Source organism: Stenotrophomonas sp. 89682_Sma (genome assembly GCF_056481405.1).
Window position 1 is genome coordinate 2,816,642 of record NZ_CM151147.1, and the last position, 19,167, is coordinate 2,835,808.

Annotated in this window: 17 protein-coding genes; 3 read left to right on the forward strand and 14 right to left on the reverse strand. The window is 67.0% G+C overall.

The features are described 5' to 3' along the window. Positions 1 to 44: 44 nt before the first annotated feature. The 9 genes from ACZK29_RS13005 to ACZK29_RS13045 form a co-directional block, all read right to left on the reverse strand. A complete protein-coding gene (locus tag ACZK29_RS13005) occupies positions 45 to 2,234 on the reverse strand; it encodes a PAS domain S-box protein (protein ID WP_111203924.1) in 2,190 nt (729 codons plus the stop codon). 208 nt (positions 2,235 to 2,442) lie between these two features. Next, the gene (locus ACZK29_RS13010) at positions 2,443 to 4,830 is read right to left on the reverse strand and encodes a Tex family protein (RefSeq protein ID WP_478446136.1); all 2,388 of its coding nucleotides are present in this window, start codon (positions 4,828 to 4,830) and stop codon (positions 2,443 to 2,445) included. 207 nt (positions 4,831 to 5,037) lie between these two features. Continuing rightward, positions 5,038 to 5,253, reverse strand: a complete 216-nt coding sequence (locus ACZK29_RS13015) for a hypothetical protein (protein WP_005410085.1) — start codon at positions 5,251 to 5,253, stop codon at positions 5,038 to 5,040. An 834-nt stretch (positions 5,254 to 6,087) separates the two neighbouring features. After that, positions 6,088 to 6,540, reverse strand: coding sequence for a hypothetical protein (locus ACZK29_RS13020; RefSeq protein ID WP_111203502.1), 453 nt, complete (start codon positions 6,538 to 6,540; stop codon positions 6,088 to 6,090). After that, positions 6,537 to 6,740 (reverse strand): PspC domain-containing protein, encoded by a 204-nt coding sequence (locus ACZK29_RS13025; RefSeq protein ID WP_106551363.1) that lies wholly within the window; start codon positions 6,738 to 6,740, stop codon positions 6,537 to 6,539. The genes ACZK29_RS13020 and ACZK29_RS13025 overlap by 4 nt, the downstream gene beginning before the upstream one ends. Before the next feature lie 67 nt (positions 6,741 to 6,807). Further along, complete coding sequence (locus ACZK29_RS13030; RefSeq protein WP_414487314.1) at positions 6,808 to 7,182, reverse strand: YfeK family protein; 375 nt, start codon at positions 7,180 to 7,182, stop codon at positions 6,808 to 6,810. A 51-nt stretch (positions 7,183 to 7,233) separates the two neighbouring features. Then, entirely contained in the window at positions 7,234 to 8,301 is a 1,068-nt protein-coding gene (gene phaC / locus ACZK29_RS13035; RefSeq protein ID WP_111203504.1) for a class III poly(R)-hydroxyalkanoic acid synthase subunit PhaC, read from the reverse strand. Then, complete coding sequence (phaE, locus tag ACZK29_RS13040; RefSeq protein ID WP_414487316.1) at positions 8,298 to 9,374, reverse strand: class III poly(R)-hydroxyalkanoic acid synthase subunit PhaE; 1,077 nt, start codon at positions 9,372 to 9,374, stop codon at positions 8,298 to 8,300. Before phaE ends, phaC begins: the two co-directional genes overlap by 4 nt. Positions 9,375 to 9,396: 22 nt before the next feature. After that, entirely contained in the window at positions 9,397 to 10,011 is a 615-nt protein-coding gene (locus tag ACZK29_RS13045; RefSeq protein ID WP_049429661.1) for a CDP-alcohol phosphatidyltransferase family protein, read from the reverse strand. 350 nt (positions 10,012 to 10,361) lie between these two features. Here ACZK29_RS13045 and ACZK29_RS13050 point away from each other — a divergent pair, with 350 nt between their 5' ends. Beyond that, positions 10,362 to 11,006, forward strand: coding sequence for a class I SAM-dependent methyltransferase (locus ACZK29_RS13050; protein WP_239503974.1), 645 nt, complete (start codon positions 10,362 to 10,364; stop codon positions 11,004 to 11,006). A 135-nt stretch (positions 11,007 to 11,141) separates the two neighbouring features. Here ACZK29_RS13050 and ACZK29_RS13055 read toward each other — a convergent pair whose 3' ends face one another. The 5 genes from ACZK29_RS13055 to ppsR form a co-directional block, all read right to left on the reverse strand. Beyond that, positions 11,142 to 12,506, reverse strand: a complete 1,365-nt coding sequence (locus ACZK29_RS13055) for an MATE family efflux transporter (RefSeq protein ID WP_111203507.1) — start codon at positions 12,504 to 12,506, stop codon at positions 11,142 to 11,144. A gap of 133 nt (positions 12,507 to 12,639) precedes the next feature. Beyond that, positions 12,640 to 13,266 carry a DUF2239 family protein gene (locus ACZK29_RS13060; protein WP_111203572.1) on the reverse strand — a complete coding sequence of 209 codons (627 nt, stop codon included), beginning with the start codon at positions 13,264 to 13,266 and terminating at the stop codon, positions 12,640 to 12,642. Between the two features lie 143 nt (positions 13,267 to 13,409). Then, on the reverse strand, positions 13,410 to 13,898 hold the full coding sequence (locus ACZK29_RS13065) for an NUDIX hydrolase (RefSeq protein ID WP_111203508.1): 489 nt from the start codon (positions 13,896 to 13,898) through the stop codon (positions 13,410 to 13,412). A 42-nt stretch (positions 13,899 to 13,940) separates the two neighbouring features. Then, entirely contained in the window at positions 13,941 to 14,450 is a 510-nt protein-coding gene (locus tag ACZK29_RS13070) for a DUF1249 domain-containing protein (RefSeq protein WP_005410096.1), read from the reverse strand. 195 nt (positions 14,451 to 14,645) lie between these two features. Continuing rightward, complete coding sequence (gene ppsR, locus ACZK29_RS13075; protein WP_006452040.1) at positions 14,646 to 15,467, reverse strand: posphoenolpyruvate synthetase regulatory kinase/phosphorylase PpsR; 822 nt, start codon at positions 15,465 to 15,467, stop codon at positions 14,646 to 14,648. Between the two features lie 144 nt (positions 15,468 to 15,611). On the opposite strand from ppsR, the gene ppsA reads away from it, so the two are divergent. Beyond that, positions 15,612 to 17,990 carry a phosphoenolpyruvate synthase gene (gene ppsA / locus ACZK29_RS13080; RefSeq protein ID WP_478446137.1) on the forward strand — a complete coding sequence of 793 codons (2,379 nt, stop codon included), beginning with the start codon at positions 15,612 to 15,614 and terminating at the stop codon, positions 17,988 to 17,990. Positions 17,991 to 18,140: 150 nt separating this feature from the next. Then, a complete protein-coding gene (locus ACZK29_RS13085; RefSeq protein WP_478446138.1) occupies positions 18,141 to 19,037 on the forward strand; it encodes a mechanosensitive ion channel family protein in 897 nt (298 codons plus the stop codon). Positions 19,038 to 19,167 lie beyond the last annotated feature (130 nt).

A 19,167-nucleotide genomic window follows, 5' to 3' on the forward strand; every position in this document is an offset into this window, starting at 1 on the left:
GGAGGTGCGCGGAGTATTCGCGCACGCCCTCTCACAGGCTGAGATCAGCCCTCGGCGGCTTCGGAATCATCGCCTGGCAGCTCGCTGGCCTCGCCCTGTACCTGCACGTTGTTGCGGCCCATCGCCTTGGCCCGGTAACACTGGGCATCGGCCGCGGCCACCGCCTGGTCCACGCTCATCCCCCCGGCCAGCGGCGCGATGCCGATGCTGGCCCCTACCCGCAACCGGTTCTGGTCCCAGGGAATCGACAGCGACGCCAGGGTGTGCAGCAGTTCACCGCCAATGCGGGCTGCACGGCGCGGCGTACAGCCGGACAGGATCACCGCGAACTCATCGCCGCCCAGCCGCGCCACCACATCCGAATCGCGCACCCCGTGCCGCAGAACGCTGGCCACCGCCCACAGCACCGCATCGCCAGCCAGATGGCCCCAGGTATCGTTGATCGGCTTGAACCGGTCCAGATCGATGTACATCAGCGACGCGGCCTGGCCGGTACGTTCAACGCGGGTGATCGCCTGCTGAAGATGCACGTCGAAGCCACGGCGGTTGCTCAGTTCGGTCAGCGGATCGATCTCGGCCAGATGACGTGCCTCGCGCTGGCGGGCACGCTGCTGGGTATCGTCGCGCAGCACCCAGACCGCGCCGCGAACGTGGCCCTCGTCATCGCGCAACCAGGCGCGGGTCAGGTCCACCGGCACCGTGGCGGTCCCCAGGCGCAGCAGCAGGTCGGCATGCAGGTCCACCGCGTTGCTTTCCGGATCCAGCAGTACCGACACGTCCAGCACCGAACCCGGTGCGTACTCGGTGGTCAGCGCCAGCACATCCTGCACCTTGTGTCCGGCCAGCGACAACGCGCCATCGCCGGCCAACATGCGTACTGCAGCGGCGTTGGCGTAATCGATACGGCCATCAAGGCTGACGCTCAGCACCAGGTCGGCCACGGCATCCAGGGTGATGCGGCTGCGCTGTTCGCTTTCGAACAGCCGCTGCTCGCTGCTGCGCTGGGCGGTGATGTCCTGGATCTGCGACACGAAATGCAACGGCTCGCCATGCTCGTTGCGCACCAGCGAGACCGACAACCGGGCCCAGATCACCTTGCCATCGCGATCGAGATAGCGTTTCTCCAGGTGGTAGTGGCTACGCCGCCCGGCCAGCAGGTCCTGCACCAGGGCCAGGTCGGTCTGCAGGTCATCGGGATGGGTCAGGCGCTGGAAATCCACCTGCAGCAGCTCTTCCCGCGGATAGCCGAGGATCCGGCACAGCGCGTCGTTGACGTCCAGCCATCGCCCTTCCAGCGATACCAGCGCCATGCCCAGCGCAGCCGAGGTGAACGCACCGGCGAACTTCTCCGCGGACAAGCGTGCCTCGGCCCTCGCCTGCAGGATCTCGGTGATGTCGATGGCCATGCCGACATAGCCGATGCGTGCGCCGTCGGCACCGTCCATGCGGCTGATCGACAGGCGTACCTGGCGTGGCTGGCCGTCCTTGCGCAGCAGCGTCCATTGCCGGGAATAGGTCTGGCCATCGGCACGCGCACTGAGTGCCTCGAACACGCCTGGCAGATGGCCATCGGCATCGGCCAGCGGTCGCAGCCAGGCGTTCAATTCCTGCGGATCGTGGAAGGCATCCAGCCGGCGCTGGCCAACCACCTCGGCCGCGCTGTAGCCCAGCAGGCGTTGCGCGCCGGTATTGAACAGGGTGATGGTGCCATCGGTATCAGTGGCGATCACCGCCACCTCATCGGAGGCATCGACCACGGCCTGCAGGCGTTGACGGGTCTCGGCCGCATCATGGCGGGCCTGCTGCAGTTCGGTCACGTCGGCATGCGCGCCGGCCATCCACAGCGGCCGGCCCTGCCCGTCCCATTCGAAGACGCGGCCACGGTCCTGGATCCATATCCACTGGCCGTTCTTGTGACGCATCCGCAGCAGGCACGCATAGTTGTCGGTGCGTCCCTCGAAATGCTCGTCCAGTGCCGCGTCGGACAGCGCTATGTCATCGGGATGGACCAGCTTGAGGAAGGTCTTCTGGCAGATCGGCTCCAGCTCTTCCAGGCGGTAACCGACAATCTCGGCCCAGCGCGCATTGACCCGCATCTCACCGGTCTGCACGTTCCATTCCCAGGTGCCCGCGGCGGTGCCATCGATGATCATCGCCAGCCGCCGACGCTCTTCGGCCAGCTCCTGCAGGCGACGCTCCAGCAACCCGTTGCCGTTGGTACCCTGGCCCGCCATCAACGCTCCCTCCGGCCCGCGCGGGCAGGCGTTGGCCGCAGCAATGCGCTGCAGCGTGCAACGAAGACGACGGGTCGTGCTGGCGTCATGGCCCTCCCCAGCGACAGCGGGGGGGCCGAACGCCTCCCCTCCAGCGCAAGTGTGCGCAATCACGGGGAAAACCGACAAGTCCCCCACCGCGGAGCAACCGTGACGGGGGGCACGAACCTCAGCTGCGCTTGGCCCGGGCGAAGGCCTCGGCCAAGGCGTTGTTGGCCGGCGGCGCCGAGTGGGCAGGCCGACCGCTGTTGCCCTGACCCCGGTTCGGCCCGCGGTTCTGCCCGCCTGCGTCGCGGCGTGGCCCCTGGCCCTGGCCGCGCTCCTCGCGCTGGCCCGGTCGGCTGGTGGCCTGCCCCGGGGTGTCGTCCAGGCGCCGGGTCAGCGCGATGCGCTTGCGCGGCACATCCACTTCCAGCACCTTCACCTTGACGATGTCGCCGGCCTTGACCACGTCGCGCGGGTCCTTCACGAAGGTGTCGGACAGCGCCGAAATGTGGATCAGGCCGTCCTGGTGCACGCCGATATCGACGAAAGCACCGAAGGCCGCCACGTTGCTGACCACGCCTTCCAGCACCATGCCCTCGCGCAGGTCCTTGATGCACTCCACGCCTTCGGCGAAGCGCGCGGCCTTGAATTCCGGACGCGGGTCGCGGCCCGGCTTCTCCAGTTCCTTCAGGATGTCGCGCACGGTCGGCACGCCGAAGGTGTCATCGGTGAACTGCTCGGCCTTCAAGCCACGCAGGAAGCTGCCATCGCCGATCAGCGCCTTGATCGGGCGCGCGGTGCTGGCGACGATGCGCTCGACCACCGGATAGGCTTCCGGGTGCACCGCCGAGGCATCCAGCGGCTGGTCACCGTCAGCGATGCGCAGGAAGCCGGCGCATTGCTCGAAGGTCTTCTCGCCCAGGCGCGCGACCTTCAGCAGGTCCTTGCGGCGCTTGAACGGGCCGTTGTCGTCACGATGCCGCACGATGTTCTCGGCCACCGTGGCCGACAGGCCGGACACGCGCGACAGCAGCGCGGCCGAGGCGGTGTTCACGTACACGCCCACGGCATTCACGCAGTCCTCCACGCGTGCATCCAGCGCCCGCGCCAGGCGGTACTGGTCCACATCATGCTGGTACTGGCCCACGCCAATCGCCTTCGGCTCGATCTTGACCAGCTCGGCCAGCGGATCCTGCAGGCGGCGGGCGATCGAAACGGCGCCTCGCAGCGACACGTCCAGACCCGGGAACTCCTTGGCCGCGAACTCGGAGGCCGAGTACACCGAGGCACCGGCCTCGCTGACCACCACCTTCTGCAGTTTCGGGTTGCCAGCGGCCTTGATCGCTTCACCGGCCAGCTTGTCGGTCTCGCGGCTGGCGGTGCCGTTGCCGATCGCGATCAGTTCAACGTTGTGCTTGGCGCACAGCTGCTTGATCGTCTGCAGCGACTGGTCCCACTGGCGGCGTGGCTCGTGCGGGTAGATGGTGTCGGTGGCCACCAGCTTGCCCGTGGCATCGACCACAGCGATCTTGCAGCCGGTGCGGATGCCCGGGTCCAGCCCGAGCACGGTCTTCGGGCCCGCCGGTGCGGCCAGCAGCAGGTCCTTCAGGTTATCGCCGAACACCGCGATGGCTTCGGCCTCGGCCTTTTCGCGGGCCTGGTTGAACAGGTCCAGCAGCAGATGGGTGTGCAGCTTGGCGCGCCAGGTCAGGCGACAGGCATCCAGCAGCCAGCGGTCGGCGGCGCGGCCCTGGTCGGCGATGCCGGCCTTGCGCGCCACCCGACCCTCGGCGTACTGGTGGCCTGCCTCGGCATCGCTGCCCGGGTCCAGTTCCAGGAACAGGATCTCCTCGCGGCGCGCGCGGAACAGCGCCAGCAAGCGGTGCGAGGGAATCTTCGCCAGCGATTCGGCATGTTCGAAATAGTCGCGGTACTTGGCGCCTTCGGTTTCCTTGCCCTCGGCCACGCGCGCTCGGATCACGCCGGTCTCGCCCAGCCAGGTGCGCAGCTCGCCAACCAGCGCGGCATCTTCGCCCCAGCGCTCCATCAGGATCGCGCGCGCGCCTTCCAGCGCGGCCTTGGTGTCGGCCACGCCCTTGTCGGTGTCGACGAACCCGGCGGCAAAGACCTGCGGATCCTGCGTCGGGTCGGCCAGCAGGCCGTTGGCCAGCGGCTCCAGACCGGCCTCGCGGGCGATCTGGGCGCGGGTCCGGCGCTTGGGCTTGTACGGCAGGTACAGGTCTTCCAGCCGGCTCTTGGTATCGGCAGCCAGGATGTCGTTGCGCAGTTCGTCGCTGAGCTTGCCCTGCTCGCCGATGCTGGCCAGCACCGCCGCGCGACGGTCTTCCAGTTCGCGCAGGTAAGTCAGCCGAGTTTCCAGGTTGCGCAGCTGGGTGTCGTCCAGGCCACCCGTCACTTCCTTGCGGTAGCGCGCGATGAACGGAACGCTGGCGCCCTCGTCGAGCAGGCCAACGGCGGCGCGCACCTGGGCGGACTGGGCACCGATCTCGTCGGCGATGGTCTGGGCGATCTGCTGGGCGAGCGCGCTCTGGGCGTTCTTGGCGTCGTGCATTGCTTCAGGTCTGTGCCGCGTTTCGGGAAGACCCCATTCTGGCAATCCACGACGGAGCCGGACAAGGCATTGACAGGGGGCGAGGTTCAGCGGCGAAGCCGGATTGGACGCCGGCATCCTGGCGAAGAGCGGGCTCGGACTGGCCCGGGGCTGGGATGCCGGCGCGGGCGCACGATGGTGGGCGCGCCCTGCCGCGTGTTGCGAAGGTCAGCGGTAGTGGCGGGCGGCGCGCTGCATGACGATCTCGTCACGCATGCCTTCCAGGGCCATCAGGCGGACCTTGCCGACACCCTGCAGTTCCATGAACCGCTCCGTGTAGAACTCCGGCCCCAGCGCGGTGTCGGCGCGGGATTTGCTGAAGCCGTAGGGCACCACGCCCTTCTCGCCATCCTTGCTACCACCGACATAAAGAACGATTGCCATGTGATGTATTCCTCCAAATTGCTACTGCGTACTGCACTCGACGAGCGATGCTGCGAGCTCATCGAGGGAGAGCTTACCGCGTCGAACCTGACTGGAACGTCACGAAGGCTAATGACGATCGGTTGCATGCAGATGACTGCGGGATCGCAGCAGAATGCTTACGGATCTTTAACTTCCGGCTAACGAATCGCGGGAATTCCAGCCAACGGCGCGGCCCCTCGTGGGTGGTTTGGTTGGTCGCGGAAAGCCGGTTTCCTGGGGGCTGGCCGGGAAGGTGGGTAGGCCGGGGACGCCGTGAACCCGTCCCTGGGGGCTTGGCCGCGGCATCCATGCCGCGGACACCCCGCCCTACCCACCCTCCCGGCCGCTGACACGCTCCTGGTGCCTGCCGCCACCCACGGAGAAGAAAAAAGAAGATCAAAAGCAGAAGCAGCCGGGCTGGCCGCTTTTTGTGGAGCCGAAGGCAGCGGCAGGAGCCGCTGCCAACGTCGCGCATGGCGACGGCCCGAAGGGTGCCGGTCAGGACGACCGGCATAGCCCACGCTCGGCTGCTTTCTGGCCCGGTCGCGAAGCCGAGCGCAGGCTCGGCTCTACACGAGCAAGCGCAGCGCGCGACCCGCTTCTGCTGTTCTTTTCTCTTCCGTGGCTGGACGCGGCCGGGAACTGTCAGGGGTCGGGCGGGGTGGGTTCGCGGGACCGTTGGCGCCATGGATGGCGCCATCGAGCCCCCAGGGACGGGTTTACGGCGTGTCCCGCGAACCCACCCCGCCCGACCCGATCACATGAAACGCATTCCGCGACCAAGCCACGAGGGGCTGCGCCGTTGGCCGGAAACTACGGCCACCAGCCGTGCCCGAACCGGGCGTAATGATCCGCCGCACGCTCGAACGGGTTGCGCGCGCTCACCCCGCCACACAGCAGGTACACCGGCAGGTACAGCGGCCCCAGCACCATGTACTGGTAGACGTGTGCACGTTCGTGGTCATCCAGCCGGATCAACGGCTCCACGCCCCATCCCGCCTGATGCGCATAGGTCCGGCAGCAAATGCCCAGGTCGTGCCCGGTGTGCAGGATCACATTGCCCAGCGTGATCGCCCCGCCCGGCCCCCATGGCCAGCGGTCGAACACCAGTGCGCGGTCGCGTCCGCTCCAGCGCAGTGTCGCGCCCCCCAGCATCCCGGTCAGGCCGCCGATCAGGCCGATCAGGGAATTGGGTGATGTCCACACGGCGCCCAGTATCTGCAACGCGCACAGCCAGATCGGCCGGGGTTCCGAGGCCGTCTTCAATCGGCCTCGTTCGGCATCAGCAGCCACAGAATCAGGTAGACCAGGATGCCGGGAAAAGCTGCAGAGGCGAGCGACAGCAGCACGTAGATCACCCGCAGCAGCGTGGCATTCCAGCCGAAGCGATGGGCGATGCCACCCATCACGCCGGCAATCATGCGGTCGTTCAATGAACGCGACAGCGTCTTGGGCGTGGTGTTCATGGCGGTGTCTCCTCAGCTTGCGGGCAGAACCAGTCGAGCATGGCTCGACTCTACACCGCCCCCATGTCTACGGCGTGCGGTGACGCAGCGCCTGCAGGCGCGTACCGAACCAGGCGGCTGCGGTCTGTTCAGGCTGCCCCGGGCATTGGATGCGATAGGGTTTGCCGCTCATGCTGCTCTGGCTGGCGGCACGTTCGATGAACTGCTCGGCGCTGTCCACCATGTCCTTCTTCAGCAGATAGTCGTACTTGCGCTGCAGATGCGCGCGCGCATCGTTGCCGTCGTACCAGCTGCCATTGCGCTGGAACCGGCACTGGGAGCCGTCCAGGCTGGAGATCAGCTGGGCGATCTCCCGCCGTGCATCCGCACTGGGTGCGGCCTGGGCCACAGGGGCTGCCAGCAGCAGTGCGGCAAGCAGCATCGAAATCCGTTGCGACATCATCATTCTCCATGCAGTCGAGCATGGCTCGACGCTGCAAAAACGAAGCAGGCGTTACGCGTCGCGCGCCTTCAGCCAACCATCGATCGTCGCCGGCACCTCGCGCTGCGCGCGGCCGGACACGTAGATACCGATGTGGCCACCGCGGAAACTGGATTCGGTGTAGTCGGTCGTGCCCAGCCGGCCACGCATCGCACGCGAAGCATCCGGCGGCACCAGATGGTCCTGTTCTGCATAGATGTTCAGCACCGGCAGGGTCACCTGCGACAGATCCACCGCTTCCTCGCCGATCCGCACCGTGCCGTTCACCAACCCGTTGCCCTGGTAGAACTGCTTGATGAAGTCACGGAACGCCTCACCCGCCAGGTCCGGCGAGTCGAAGATCCACTTCTCCATGCGCAGGAAATCCTCCAGCGCTGCCTTGTCATCGAGAATGTCGAGCAGGCCGACATACTTCTGCACGTTCAGGCGGAATGGCTTGAGCATCAGGTAGCTGGCATTCATCAGGTCGGCCGGAATGTTGCCCAGCGTATCCACCAGCAGGTCCACATCCACCTGCCGCGCCCAGTGCGAGAGCATGTTGTCGGCCGTCTGGAAATCGACCGGTGTGACCATGGTAATCAGCTTGCCCAGCTTCTGCCGGCGCAGCGCGGCATAGCACAGCGCGAACACACCGCCCTGGCAGATACCCAGCAGATCGACCGGGCCACCACTACGCACACGCAGCGCATCCACGGCGCCGTCGATGTAGCGCAGCAGGTAGTCCTCCAGGGTCTGGAAGCGCTCCGAGCGATCCGGGTAGCCCCAGTCCAGCACGTAGACGTCCTGGCCCAGCGCCAACAGCTTCTGCACCAGCGAACGATCGGCCTGCAGGTCGACCATGTACGGCCGGTTGACCAGCGCGTAGACGATAAGCAACGGCGTGCGGCGGGTGGGTGCCTGCTCGCCGACGAAGCGGTACAGCACCACCTTGCCGTCGCGCCAGACTTCCTCGCGGGCGGTCACGCCATAGTCCACGTCTTCCACCTGCGGCAGCAGCTTCAGGCCTTCCATCAGCTTGCGCTGCATGGCCAGGGTCTCCTGCATCAGGTCATCGGCGTTGAAGCCCAGCGGTCCTTTCATCGGTCACGCGTCCGCATGGAAGTACGGGGCGCTTCCTTTGGTGCAGCCTTCTTCGCAGGCGCCTTTTTCGCAGCCGCCTTCTTTGCCGGCGCGGCCTTCTTCGCAGCCTTGCGCGCGACCGGCTTCACCTTCGCCGGCGCCGGCTGTGCCACCGGATCGACCTCGCCCGTACCGGCCATGGCCACCACCTGTGCCTGCAGGCGACGCAGGCTGCGCTCCAGCTCGGCGATGCGGCGGTGCGCGGCGTCCATCTCGCTGCGGGTCGGCAGGCCGATCCGTTCACTCATCTGTTCCACCTCGCGCTGCAGGCCGGCGCGCAGGCGCATCTGAGCGTTGCCCAGCGCGGCATACACCTGCTGGAACGGTTCGGACATGGCGACCTTGGCGTAGGCTTCCTCCGCCACCTCAATCCACAGGTCGAACATCGCGCGGGCGCTGGTCAGCTGGCTGCCCGGTTGTTCGTGCTCCGCGAGGCGCTGCTCGAACAACGCGAAGGCTTCGTCCAGCGCCTGCTTGATCTGCTCGACGTAGGCACGTGAATGCTGCTGGTACTCCTCCTGCGCACGCAGCAGGGCCTGCCAGCGTGCCTGGTGCTCGCGGCCGGGGCCGAACGCCGGGCTCTGCAGCCACGGCCCCGCATGAAGCTGGAACTGCTGCAGCCACGCAGCGAATTCGGGCACGGTGGCGCCGGCGTGGGTGCTGCCACGGGCGCCCTGCAGCATCCATTGCAGCATGCCATCACCCTGCCCCTGCACCGCCTCGCGCCAGGCCTGTGCCACTTCGGTGCTGCTGGCGTCGCGGCCGGCAAACCGTGCGGCGACCTCCTGCATCGTGCCGTACCAGCTGCCCGCCTGTTCGCGGAACCGGCGCACGGCATCTTCCGGCGCCCCGGGCGCCTGTTCGGGCAACAGCTGGCCCCACCAGTCGAACAACCGCTGCCAGCTGCCTGGGTCGTCACCAGCCGATGCACCAGGCGTGCCCGCATGGCGCAGAGCATCACCCCAAGCGCCGAAGTACTGCCGGGCAAGGGTCTCGAAATCGCTGCTGCCGGCGTCGTGGGCCGAGCTGGTCATCGCAGGCCTCCGCAGGGCTGGCTCATGGCTTGGGAATGCGCAGGGTCTTGCTGATCATCAGCGACCCGGACAGGGCGAACAGCAGCACCATCGGGTGCAGCTGCCAAGGGCCGATCTGCCACTGGCCAAACCAGAGGTCCTGGCCGATGGCATCGGTACCGGCGGCGATCGCCAGCACGATCACCAGCACCAGGCTGGTCGGAATCGGGGTGCCCTCGAAATACTTGACCTTGCCCTCGTCGCCTGCAAGCGCCTCGGCAGTGACGTTGTAGCGGGCCAGGCGGCTGACGCCGCAGCAGACGAAGTAGCTCAGCACCAGCCAGTCCCAGCCGCCCTGCATGCCGCACGCATAGGCCAGCGCCGCCGGCGCCACGCCGAAGGAGATCACGTCCGACAGCGAGTCCAGCTCGCGACCGAGGGTGGAGCTGGATTTGCGCCAGCGCGCGATGCGCCCGTCAAGGGCGTCGAAAATGAAGGCCAGCGGGATCAGCGCCATGCCGAACAGCAGGTAGCCGCGCTCGCCGTCCTGCAGGAAACGCATCGCGGCGAACACCGCGCCGGTGCCGCAGAAAGCATTGGCCAGGGTGAACCAGTCGGCCAGCTGGAATTCGCGCAGCATCGAGAAGTGACGTTTCATGGGGTCTCACGGAGCATCAAGGCCCACAGGTTACCGCGAGCGCCGCCATGGGTGACAGCGCCTGCCAGGCCGATCCTTCACCACGCCCTCACCCATCCTCACCAGCGGTGAATTTTTCGCCACCCATCTTGACAGCCTAGGGGGGTGGAGCCTGTCGCGGCTTATCCACAAAGTTGCCCACGCGTAATCCACACCCCCTGTGGACAACCAGATCTCACCGACCGCGACGCTGGACATTTCCTCATCACCCTGCAGCGGGGTTTCCGTACTTCCCAAGCCGCAAGGTCAGCGCTATGGTCACCGGCGGACCCGCCGCCGCCACGTCCGAATCTCTTCGATGGACGACGACGATGCAGGATGCTTCCACCCTGGCCGCCCAGCTGCGGCGGCCCCATGGCGACGCCGCGCTGGCGGTGGCCGACTCGATGAACCGCAGCAACAGCGCCCTGAACCTGGCCGCGATCGGGCTGCTGACGGTGGCGGCCGGCGAACGCATCCTGGAGATCGGCCCCGGCAATGCGGCCTTCGCGCCCCAGCTGTTGCAGGCGCCGGGCAGCCAGTATCTGGGCGTTGAACTGTCCGCCGCCATGGTCGAGGCCGGCAACCGGCGGCTGGCCAGTGCCGGCCTGGGCGACCGGGCCGCGATGCGGCTTGGCGATGCCCATGCGCTGCCGGTGGACGAGGCATCCGTGGATGCCGCATTGGCGGTCAACACCCTGTACTTCTGGCCCAACCTGGCCCCGGTGCTGGACGAGCTTGCGCGCGTACTGCGCCGGGGAGGGCGGCTGTGCCTGGCGTTCGGCGATGCGGCCTTCATGCGCAGCCTGCCGTTTGCCGCCGATTTCCAGCTGCACGAACTGGACGCAGTTGAGCTGGCGATGCGCGTGTCGGGATTCAACATCTCGGCCTGGCGCAGCCATCGCGAAACCGCTGCCGGCAATGACGGGCAGACGCGGGAGAAGCATTTCCACCTGCTGCTGGCGCATCGGCGCTGATTGCCGCCGGGCATGGCCCGGCGCTACCCGACCCGCATCGGCGTGGATTTTCGCCGGATGCGATCCGACCGAGCGGTGGAGCCGGCCGCTGGCCGGCTGCCCCGGCCGTTCCGGTTTGCCGGCCAGCGGCCGGCACTACCCACCTTGCGTCCGGCTGCGCCACCTCGCGAAACACATCATCTGCAACACCAGCATCGCCACCAGTCCCAGCGGCCACGCCCACCACAGGCCGGTCAGCCCGTGCCGCGCCTGCAGCCACATCGCCAGTGGCAGCTCCAGCAGCAACACCGCTGTCATGCCCAGCAACGCCGGCAGCAGCACAGTCCCGCTGCCGCGCATCACGCCGACCAGCACCGTGGTGCCGCCCATCGCCAGCACGCCCCACACCACCGTGCGCAGCTGAAGTGCGGCCAGTTCGCGCACCTCCGGCGCCGCCAGGATCAGGCCGGTCAGCCACGGCGCCAGCGCCATCACCAGCAGCACCACGACCGTCAGCATCGCCAGGCCCAGCAGCACCCCGGTGCGGGCAATGGCGGGCAATCGTGCCGCACGTCCTGCCCCCATCGCATGTGCGGCGAGGATGGTGGCGGTGATGCCCAGCGACATGGCCGGCAGCTGCACCCAGCTCATCAACTGGTTGACCGCACCGTAGGCCGCCGTGGCGGTGTAGCCATAGCGGTTGATCCAGCCGAGCAACACGATCTCGGCAATGGCCAGGCTGAGCATCTGCAGCGAGGACGGCACGCCGATGCGCAGCATCGAACGAATGATCGCGCCATCGAAACGGATGGCCCGCAGCAGCTCATGGCCGGGTGCCAGCGGATGCCCCAGGCGATGCCAGCTCCACAGCAACCAGACCAACGCCAGCAGCGAGGCAAATGCTGCCGACACCGCGGCACTGGCCGCGCCCAGCTGCGGCAGGCCGCCCCAGCCGAGGATCAGCAGTGGCGTGCACAGCAGGCCGAGCACGGTCGCCAGCAGCAGCGCGTGCAGCGGCGTCTTTGCATCACCCACCGCGCGGCTCACGGCCGTCGCCAGCCACAGCAGGAAGAACACCGGCGCACTCAGCAGCAGCACCCGCGCATAGACGATGGCCTCGCCGAGGACCGGCGCCGGCGTCCCCAGTGCCGCCAGCATCTGCGGCGCGAACACGCCGCCCACGCCCATCACCAGCAGCGACAACAGCAGGGCAAGCGCCACCGCGCTGCCGGCCACGGCGCGTGCCCGCTGCGGTTGGCCAGCGCCCCAGGCCTGGCCGATCAGCACCATTGCGCCCGTCGCCAGGCCCATCACCAGGGCCATCAGCAGGAAGAACACCGGGAAGAACGCAGCGGCGGCAGCCACCGCCTGCGTGCCAAGCAGATGGCCGAGGTAGACGTTGTCCAGCGTGCCGGCGGCCAGCTGCAGTGCATTGGTCATCAGCATGGGCAGCAGCAGGGCCAGGTAGGTGCGCGACAGCGGCGGCGCAACCGGAGGTGTCGCGTGTGCGGAAAGGCTCATGGGGTTTCTCTGGGCAAGGCGCTGCCCTGCCCGGCGTTTCCGCCAGCAAAGCAAGCACGAGGGAAGCGGGCAGTCGCCCGCGATCAAGCGGCGCCGTCGTTCATCCACGGCGCCCTGGGTCGGTCGTCAGTACTTAGAAAGGTGGGGCATCAAAGGCCAGCCGCAGGGCGTGATCGCGCACGTCCCCGGGCCAGCGGTGCAACGCCGCTTCCAGGCCCGCGCGGTCATGCGCGAACAGGAGGCGGATGGCTTCCTCGAAGCCGGGCAGGTCACCGGCAATGGCCTGCAGGAAATGATAGGCACGCTCGGTATCGCGGCGCTGCCGGTCCTTGTCGGCACCCGCACGGCTGGCCGCTTCGACCAACCTGCGCAGGGCGACGGAGGCCCCACCCGGCTGTTCGGCCAGCCACGCCCAATGGCGCGGCAGCAACGTCACTTCGCGCGCAACCACGCCCAGCTTCGGGCGACCGCGGCCACGTGGGGGTGAGGGTGCATCTCCGGCATCATCGGCGTGGGTTTCAACGTCCGTCTGCAGCGGCGCCGGAAACGCTTCGGCGACCCGCGCCACAAGTTCCGCGTCGCTGCCGCGCGTATCGAAATCACGGGTGCGGCCGGTGGCATTGTCGAACACCAGCAATGGACCAGAGGCGTTGTCGGCGCGCAGCTGTTTGAGGGCCAGCGCGGCCACTTCCGGCGTACCGGAAACGACCAGGCGAGGGCCGTCGAAGCAGCTGAAGGGGGGCAGTCGGGACGCGGGCATGGCAATGGCATCAGGGGCGATGCGCAAATATTGCCCGGGTAATTTACGCCCGTCAATATCACCCGGGTATTAATAAAGCAGAAGAGCGTGCCAACCAAGGTTGGCACCCACCGGAATGGTTGGCACCAACCCGATTCCCTGGTTCACAGGCGGCTGAAGGACCAGCTCACCATGCGGCCGTCCTTGTACGGCATCACCCCGTGGAACGGGCGCGGGTCGGCGTCGAATACCAGCGGCAGGAAGTTGCGGTCGCCCTCCCACATCGGCAGCGTGTCCAGCTTGTCCAGGTCCACCCACTCCAGCGTGCCCTCATGGTTGCCGTCGTGCGGGGTGCCTTCGAAACTGTCGATGACGAACACGAAGCCCAGCCAGTCCTCGCCATGCTTGCCGAAGCCCGGCCAGCTGAGAGTGCCGCGCAGGCGCATGCCGGTGCAGTCGATGCCGGCTTCCTCGGCGATTTCGCGGCGCATGCCAGCTGCGACGTCTTCGGTCGGTTCGATCTTGCCGCCCAGCCCGTTGTACTTGCCCAGGTGGTGGTCACCGGGCCGGGTGTTGCGATGGATCATCAGCACCTGGCGACGATCGGGCGACAGCACGTAGCCCAGGGTGGCGACGATCGGGGTATACGGCATGGGGCAGCATCCAGCGGCAGGTCAGCCGTGGATTATGGCCGATCAGCGCACCAGCGACAGGCGGCGTTCGGCAGCCGCAGTGGCCCCATCAGGATCGCGGCGCAGGGTGGCCACGCCGTGGCCGCGCTCGGCCAGGTATTCCAGCCACTTGCCGAGGAAGGTGTTCATCCGCATGCGGTGGCTGATCAGCTCCGCCGGCGGCGGGTACAGGCCCATGGTGTCCTGCCAGCGGCGACCGACGTAGCAATGAGTGGTCTCGGCCTGGCGCGCGTCACGGTACAGGCGCACATAGGCCGACGGATCGGGCTCGCCGGTGACCGGATCGGCCAGGTCGTAGGTCAGGCGCAGCTCCACCGTGTAGCGGTGGCACTCGATCACGTCCAGGCGCACGTCCAGGCCGTCGCCGATCGAGGAGATGTAGCTGCCCGCCGCCAGTCCGGCCGGTTCGAACAGGCGCACCAGATGGCGGTAGTTTTCCGCGTACAGCCCCATGAGCCAGCTCAACCGGCTCAGGCGGGGAATGCGTTCGGTACGGGGCAAGGCTCGGGCCATGGGTCGATCCTACACGTTGGTGCTTCAACGTGGGGGCGCGCATGCGCAAGCCAACCCCGGGGGTAGTGCCGGCCGCTGGCCGGCAACACTGCGTCGTGGCCGAGGGTTCATCGATCAGCCGGCCAGCGGCCGGCACTACAGGGCGCAGCATCCACTGGTAGCGCCGGGCCATGCCCGGCGAACGTGGCGCGCGCCTCAATACAGTTCGCGCTGCAGCCCCAGCGTGGCCAGCACCTTGCTGGAAATCTCCTCGATCGAGGTATGGGTGGTGCTCAGGGTCGGGATCCGCTCCATCTGGAACATCACCTCGGCCGCGGCCACCTCGCGCTTGCACGTGTCCAGGTTGGCGTAGCGCGAGTTCGGGCGGCGCTCCTGGCGGATCTGCTGCAGGCGGTCCGGGTCGATGGTCAGGCCAAACAGCTTGCGCCGGTAGTTGCGCAGGCGCGGCGGCAGGCGATCGCTTTCCAGGTCCTCGTCGGTCAGCGGGTAGTTGGCCGCGCGTACCCCGTAATGCAGGGCCAGGTAGATGCAGGTGGGCGTCTTGCCGGCGCGCGACACCGCCACCAGGATCACGTCGGCATCGTCGTAGTTCACCGCGATGCCGTCATCGTGGGTCAGCGCGAAGTTCATCGCGTTGATGCGGCGGTGGTAGGTGTCGAAATCGACCATGCCGTGGGCCTGGCCGACCCGGGCCAGGCGCGGGCTGGCCAGTTCGCGCTCCAGCGGCTCGATGAACGGTGCGAACACATCCAGCATCAGTGCCCCGCTGTCGGCCAGGATCAGGCTCAGGCTCTGGTCCACGCAGGAGTTCACTACGATCGGCCGGACCTGGTACCGCTCCCCCGCCGCCTGGATCCGGGCACAGGCTTCACGCGCTTTTTCGGGGTCGTCGACGAACGACATCCGGTCGGTAATGAAGCTGAACCCGGAGAACTGGGTCAGCAGGCTATGCCCAATGGTTTCAGCGGTGATACCGGTTCCATCGGAAACGTAGAACACCGGACGGATGGTCGACATGCGCGCTTTTACCCCCTACGAAGCTTAAAAAGGCCGTCAGCACAAGCTTGTGCCGACGGTGCTCTGCCCGGCATCATATCGGCTTCTTCCTACGGACGCGGCCACTCAGCCCGCCTCGGGCGATGGCCAAACGGAGCATCGCGCTTGAACGAGAACATCCTGTGGTTGCACGAACTGCGTCTGGCCGATCTGGCCCGCGTAGGCGGCAAGAATTCGTCGCTGGGCGAGATGATCGGCAACCTGGCCGGTCTGGGCGTTTCGGTGCCGGGCGGTTATGCCACCACCGCTGAAGCCTTCAAGGACTTCATCGCGCACAACGATCTGTCCAAGCGCATCTTCGACAAGCTGGCCACGCTGGACGTCGAGGACGTCAACGCGCTGACCGCGGCCGGCAAGGAAATCCGCACCTGGGTGATCGATGCCCCGCTGCAGCCACAGCTGGACCAGGACATCCGCACCGCCTACGCCAAGCTGAGCGCCGACAACGGCGGTGGCGACGTGGCCGTTGCCGTGCGTTCGTCGGCCACCGCCGAGGACCTGCCGGATGCGTCCTTCGCCGGCCAGCAGGAAACCTTCCTCAACGTCACCGGTGCCGACGACGTCGTGCACAAGGTCAAGGAAGTGTTCGCCTCGCTGTACAACGACCGCGCCATCGCCTACCGCGTGCACCACGGCTTCAAGCACGAGGACGTGTTCCTGTCCGCCGGCGTGCAGCTGATGGTGCGTTCGGGCGTCGGTTCCTCCGGCGTGCTGTTCACCCTGGACACCGAATCCGGCTTCCGCGACGTGGTGTTCGTCACCTCCTCGTTCGGCCTGGGCGAAATGGTCGTGCAGGGTGCGGTGAACCCGGACGAGTACTACGTCTACAAGCCCACCCTGCAGGCCGGCAAGCCGGCGATCCTGCGCCGCTCGCTCGGCAGCAAGGCGATCCGCATGGTGTATTCGGATGTTCCGGGTGAGCGCGTCCGTATCGAAGACACGCCGGCCGAACTGCGCAACACCTTCTCGATCAGCGACGAGGACGTGCAGGAACTGTCCAAGCAGGCGCTGGTCATCGAAAAGCACTACGGCCGCCCGATGGACATCGAGTGGGCCAAGGACGGTGTCAGCGGCAAGCTGTTCATCGTGCAGGCGCGCCCGGAAACGGTGAAGTCGCGCAGCCACGCCACCCAGATCGAGCGCTTCGCGCTGACCGAAAAGGGCGGCAACGTGCTGGCCGAAGGCCGTGCCGTCGGCGCCAAGATCGGTTCGGGCGTGGCCCGCGTGGTGAAGACGCTGGATGACATGAACCGCGTGCAGCCGGGCGACGTGCTGATCGCCGACATGACCGACCCGGACTGGGAACCGGTGATGAAGCGCGCTTCGGCCATCGTCACCAACCGCGGTGGCCGTACCTGCCACGCCGCGATCATCGCGCGCGAGCTGGGCGTGCCGGCCGTGGTCGGTTCGGGCAACGCCACCAAGGTCATCGAAGATGGCCAGCTGGTCACCGTCAGCTGCGCTGAAGGCGATACCGGCTTCATCTACGAAGGCAAGCTCGGCTTCGAGCGCACCACCACCGATCTGGGCAACATGCCGCCGGCACCGCTGAAGATCATGATGAACGTGGCCAACCCGGAGCGTGCCTTCGACTTCGGCCAGCTGCCGAACGCCGGCATCGGCCTGGCCCGCCTGGAAATGATCATCGCCAGCCACATCGGCATCCACCCGAACGCGCTGCTGGAATACGACCGCCAGGATGCGGCGACCAAGAAGAAGATCGACGAGAAGATCGCCGGCTACGGCGATCCGGTCAGCTTCTACGTGGACCGCCTGGCTGAAGGCATCGCCACCCTCACCGCCTCGGTTGCACCGAACGCCGTGATCGTGCGCCTGTCGGACTTCAAGTCCAATGAGTACGCCAACCTGATCGGCGGCAGCAACTACGAGCCGCACGAAGAGAACCCGATGATCGGCTTCCGCGGCGCCAGCCGTTACGTCGACCCGAGCTTCTCGGCCGCCTTCGCGCTGGAGTGCAAGGCCGTGCTGCGCGTGCGCAACGAAATGGGCCTGGACAACCTGTGGGTCATGATTCCGTTCGTACGCACTCTGGAAGAAGGCCGCAAGGTCATCGAGGTGCTGGAACAGAACGGCCTGAAACAGGGCGAGAACGGCCTGAAGATCATCATGATGTGCGAGGTGCCGTCCAACGCACTGCTCGCCGATGAGTTCCTGGAGATCTTCGACGGCTTCTCGATCGGCTCCAACGACCTGACCCAGCTGACCCTGGGCCTGGACCGCGACTCGTCGATCGTTGCGCACCTGTTCGACGAACGGAACCCGGCAGTGAAGAAGCTGCTGTCGATGGCGATCAAGGCCGCGCGCGCCAAGGGCAAGTACGTTGGCATCTGCGGACAGGGCCCGTCCGATCACCCGGATCTGGCCGAATGGCTGATGCAGGAAGGCATCGAGTCGGTGTCGCTGAACCCGGACACCGTGGTCGATACCTGGCTGCGCCTGGCCAAGCTGAAGGCCAACGGCTGAGGCCGTGATGGCCACAGGCTGACGTCGTGTTCATCGGCGTCGGCCGATACTGCTGCTGCACGCAAGCCCCGCCTCTGCGGGGCTTCGTGTTTCTGGCGTGCACGCACGTCCTGCCCCACGCAGACACCGTTTCTCACAAAGGACTTCCGCATGATCGCCGCAGCAGCACCCGCCGCCCCCGCCGCAACGCCCTGGTTCCACTCGCTCGACTGGGAACGCCTGCTGGAGACCTACGGTGTGCCGCTGCTGGCCGCCATCGTGGTACTGCTGGTCGGCATGTGGGTGGCACGACGCCTGTCCAATGCGATGCCGCGCGCTACTGCGCGCATGGGCGTGGACCCGATGCTCGGCAGCTTTCTGCGCAACGTGGTGTATGCCGCATCGCTTGTGATCGTAGTGGTTCTGGCGATCGGCACGTTGGGCGTGCAGATCACCCCGCTGCTGGCCGTGCTCGGCACCGCTGGCCTCGCCGTAGGCTTGGCCCTGAAGGATTCGCTGTCCAACATCGCCTCGGGCGTGATGCTGGTGACGCTGCGACCGTTCCGTGTCGGCGATGTGGTCACCGTGGCCGGCCAGACCGGCACCGTGCGCGAAGTGCGCATCTTCCAGACCGTGCTAACCGGCGCCGACAACCAGCACACCACCATTCCGAACACGCTGATCACCGCCGCGCCGATCATCAACCTCACCGCCGAACCGACCCGCCGCGTCGAGCTGGTCATCGGCATCGGCTACGAAGACAACATCCAGCTGGCACGCGATACCGCATTGGCGCTGATGAAGGCCGACCCGCGCGTGCTGCAGACACCGGCCCCGGACGTGGTGGTGTACGAACTGGGCGCACACGCCATCAACCTGGGCATCCGGTGCTACGTGAAGTCGGCCGACTGGTTCGGCACCAAGGTCACGTTGCTGGAACAGCTGAAGCTGGGCTATGACAAGGCCGGCATCAACATTCCGTACCCGCAGCAGGACATGCACCTGTACCTGCATGGCAAGGATGGCGGCGTGGTCGAAGCGGACGCGCTGGTGCGCGACAAGCCCTGACCCACCCATCGGCGATACGACATTGAAATGCCGGCCAGCGGCCGGCACTACCCTGCCCCGCGCCCCCTGGTAGTGCCGGCCGCTGGCCGGCACCCACCCATCGCCATGCACCGGTAGTGCCGGCCGCTGG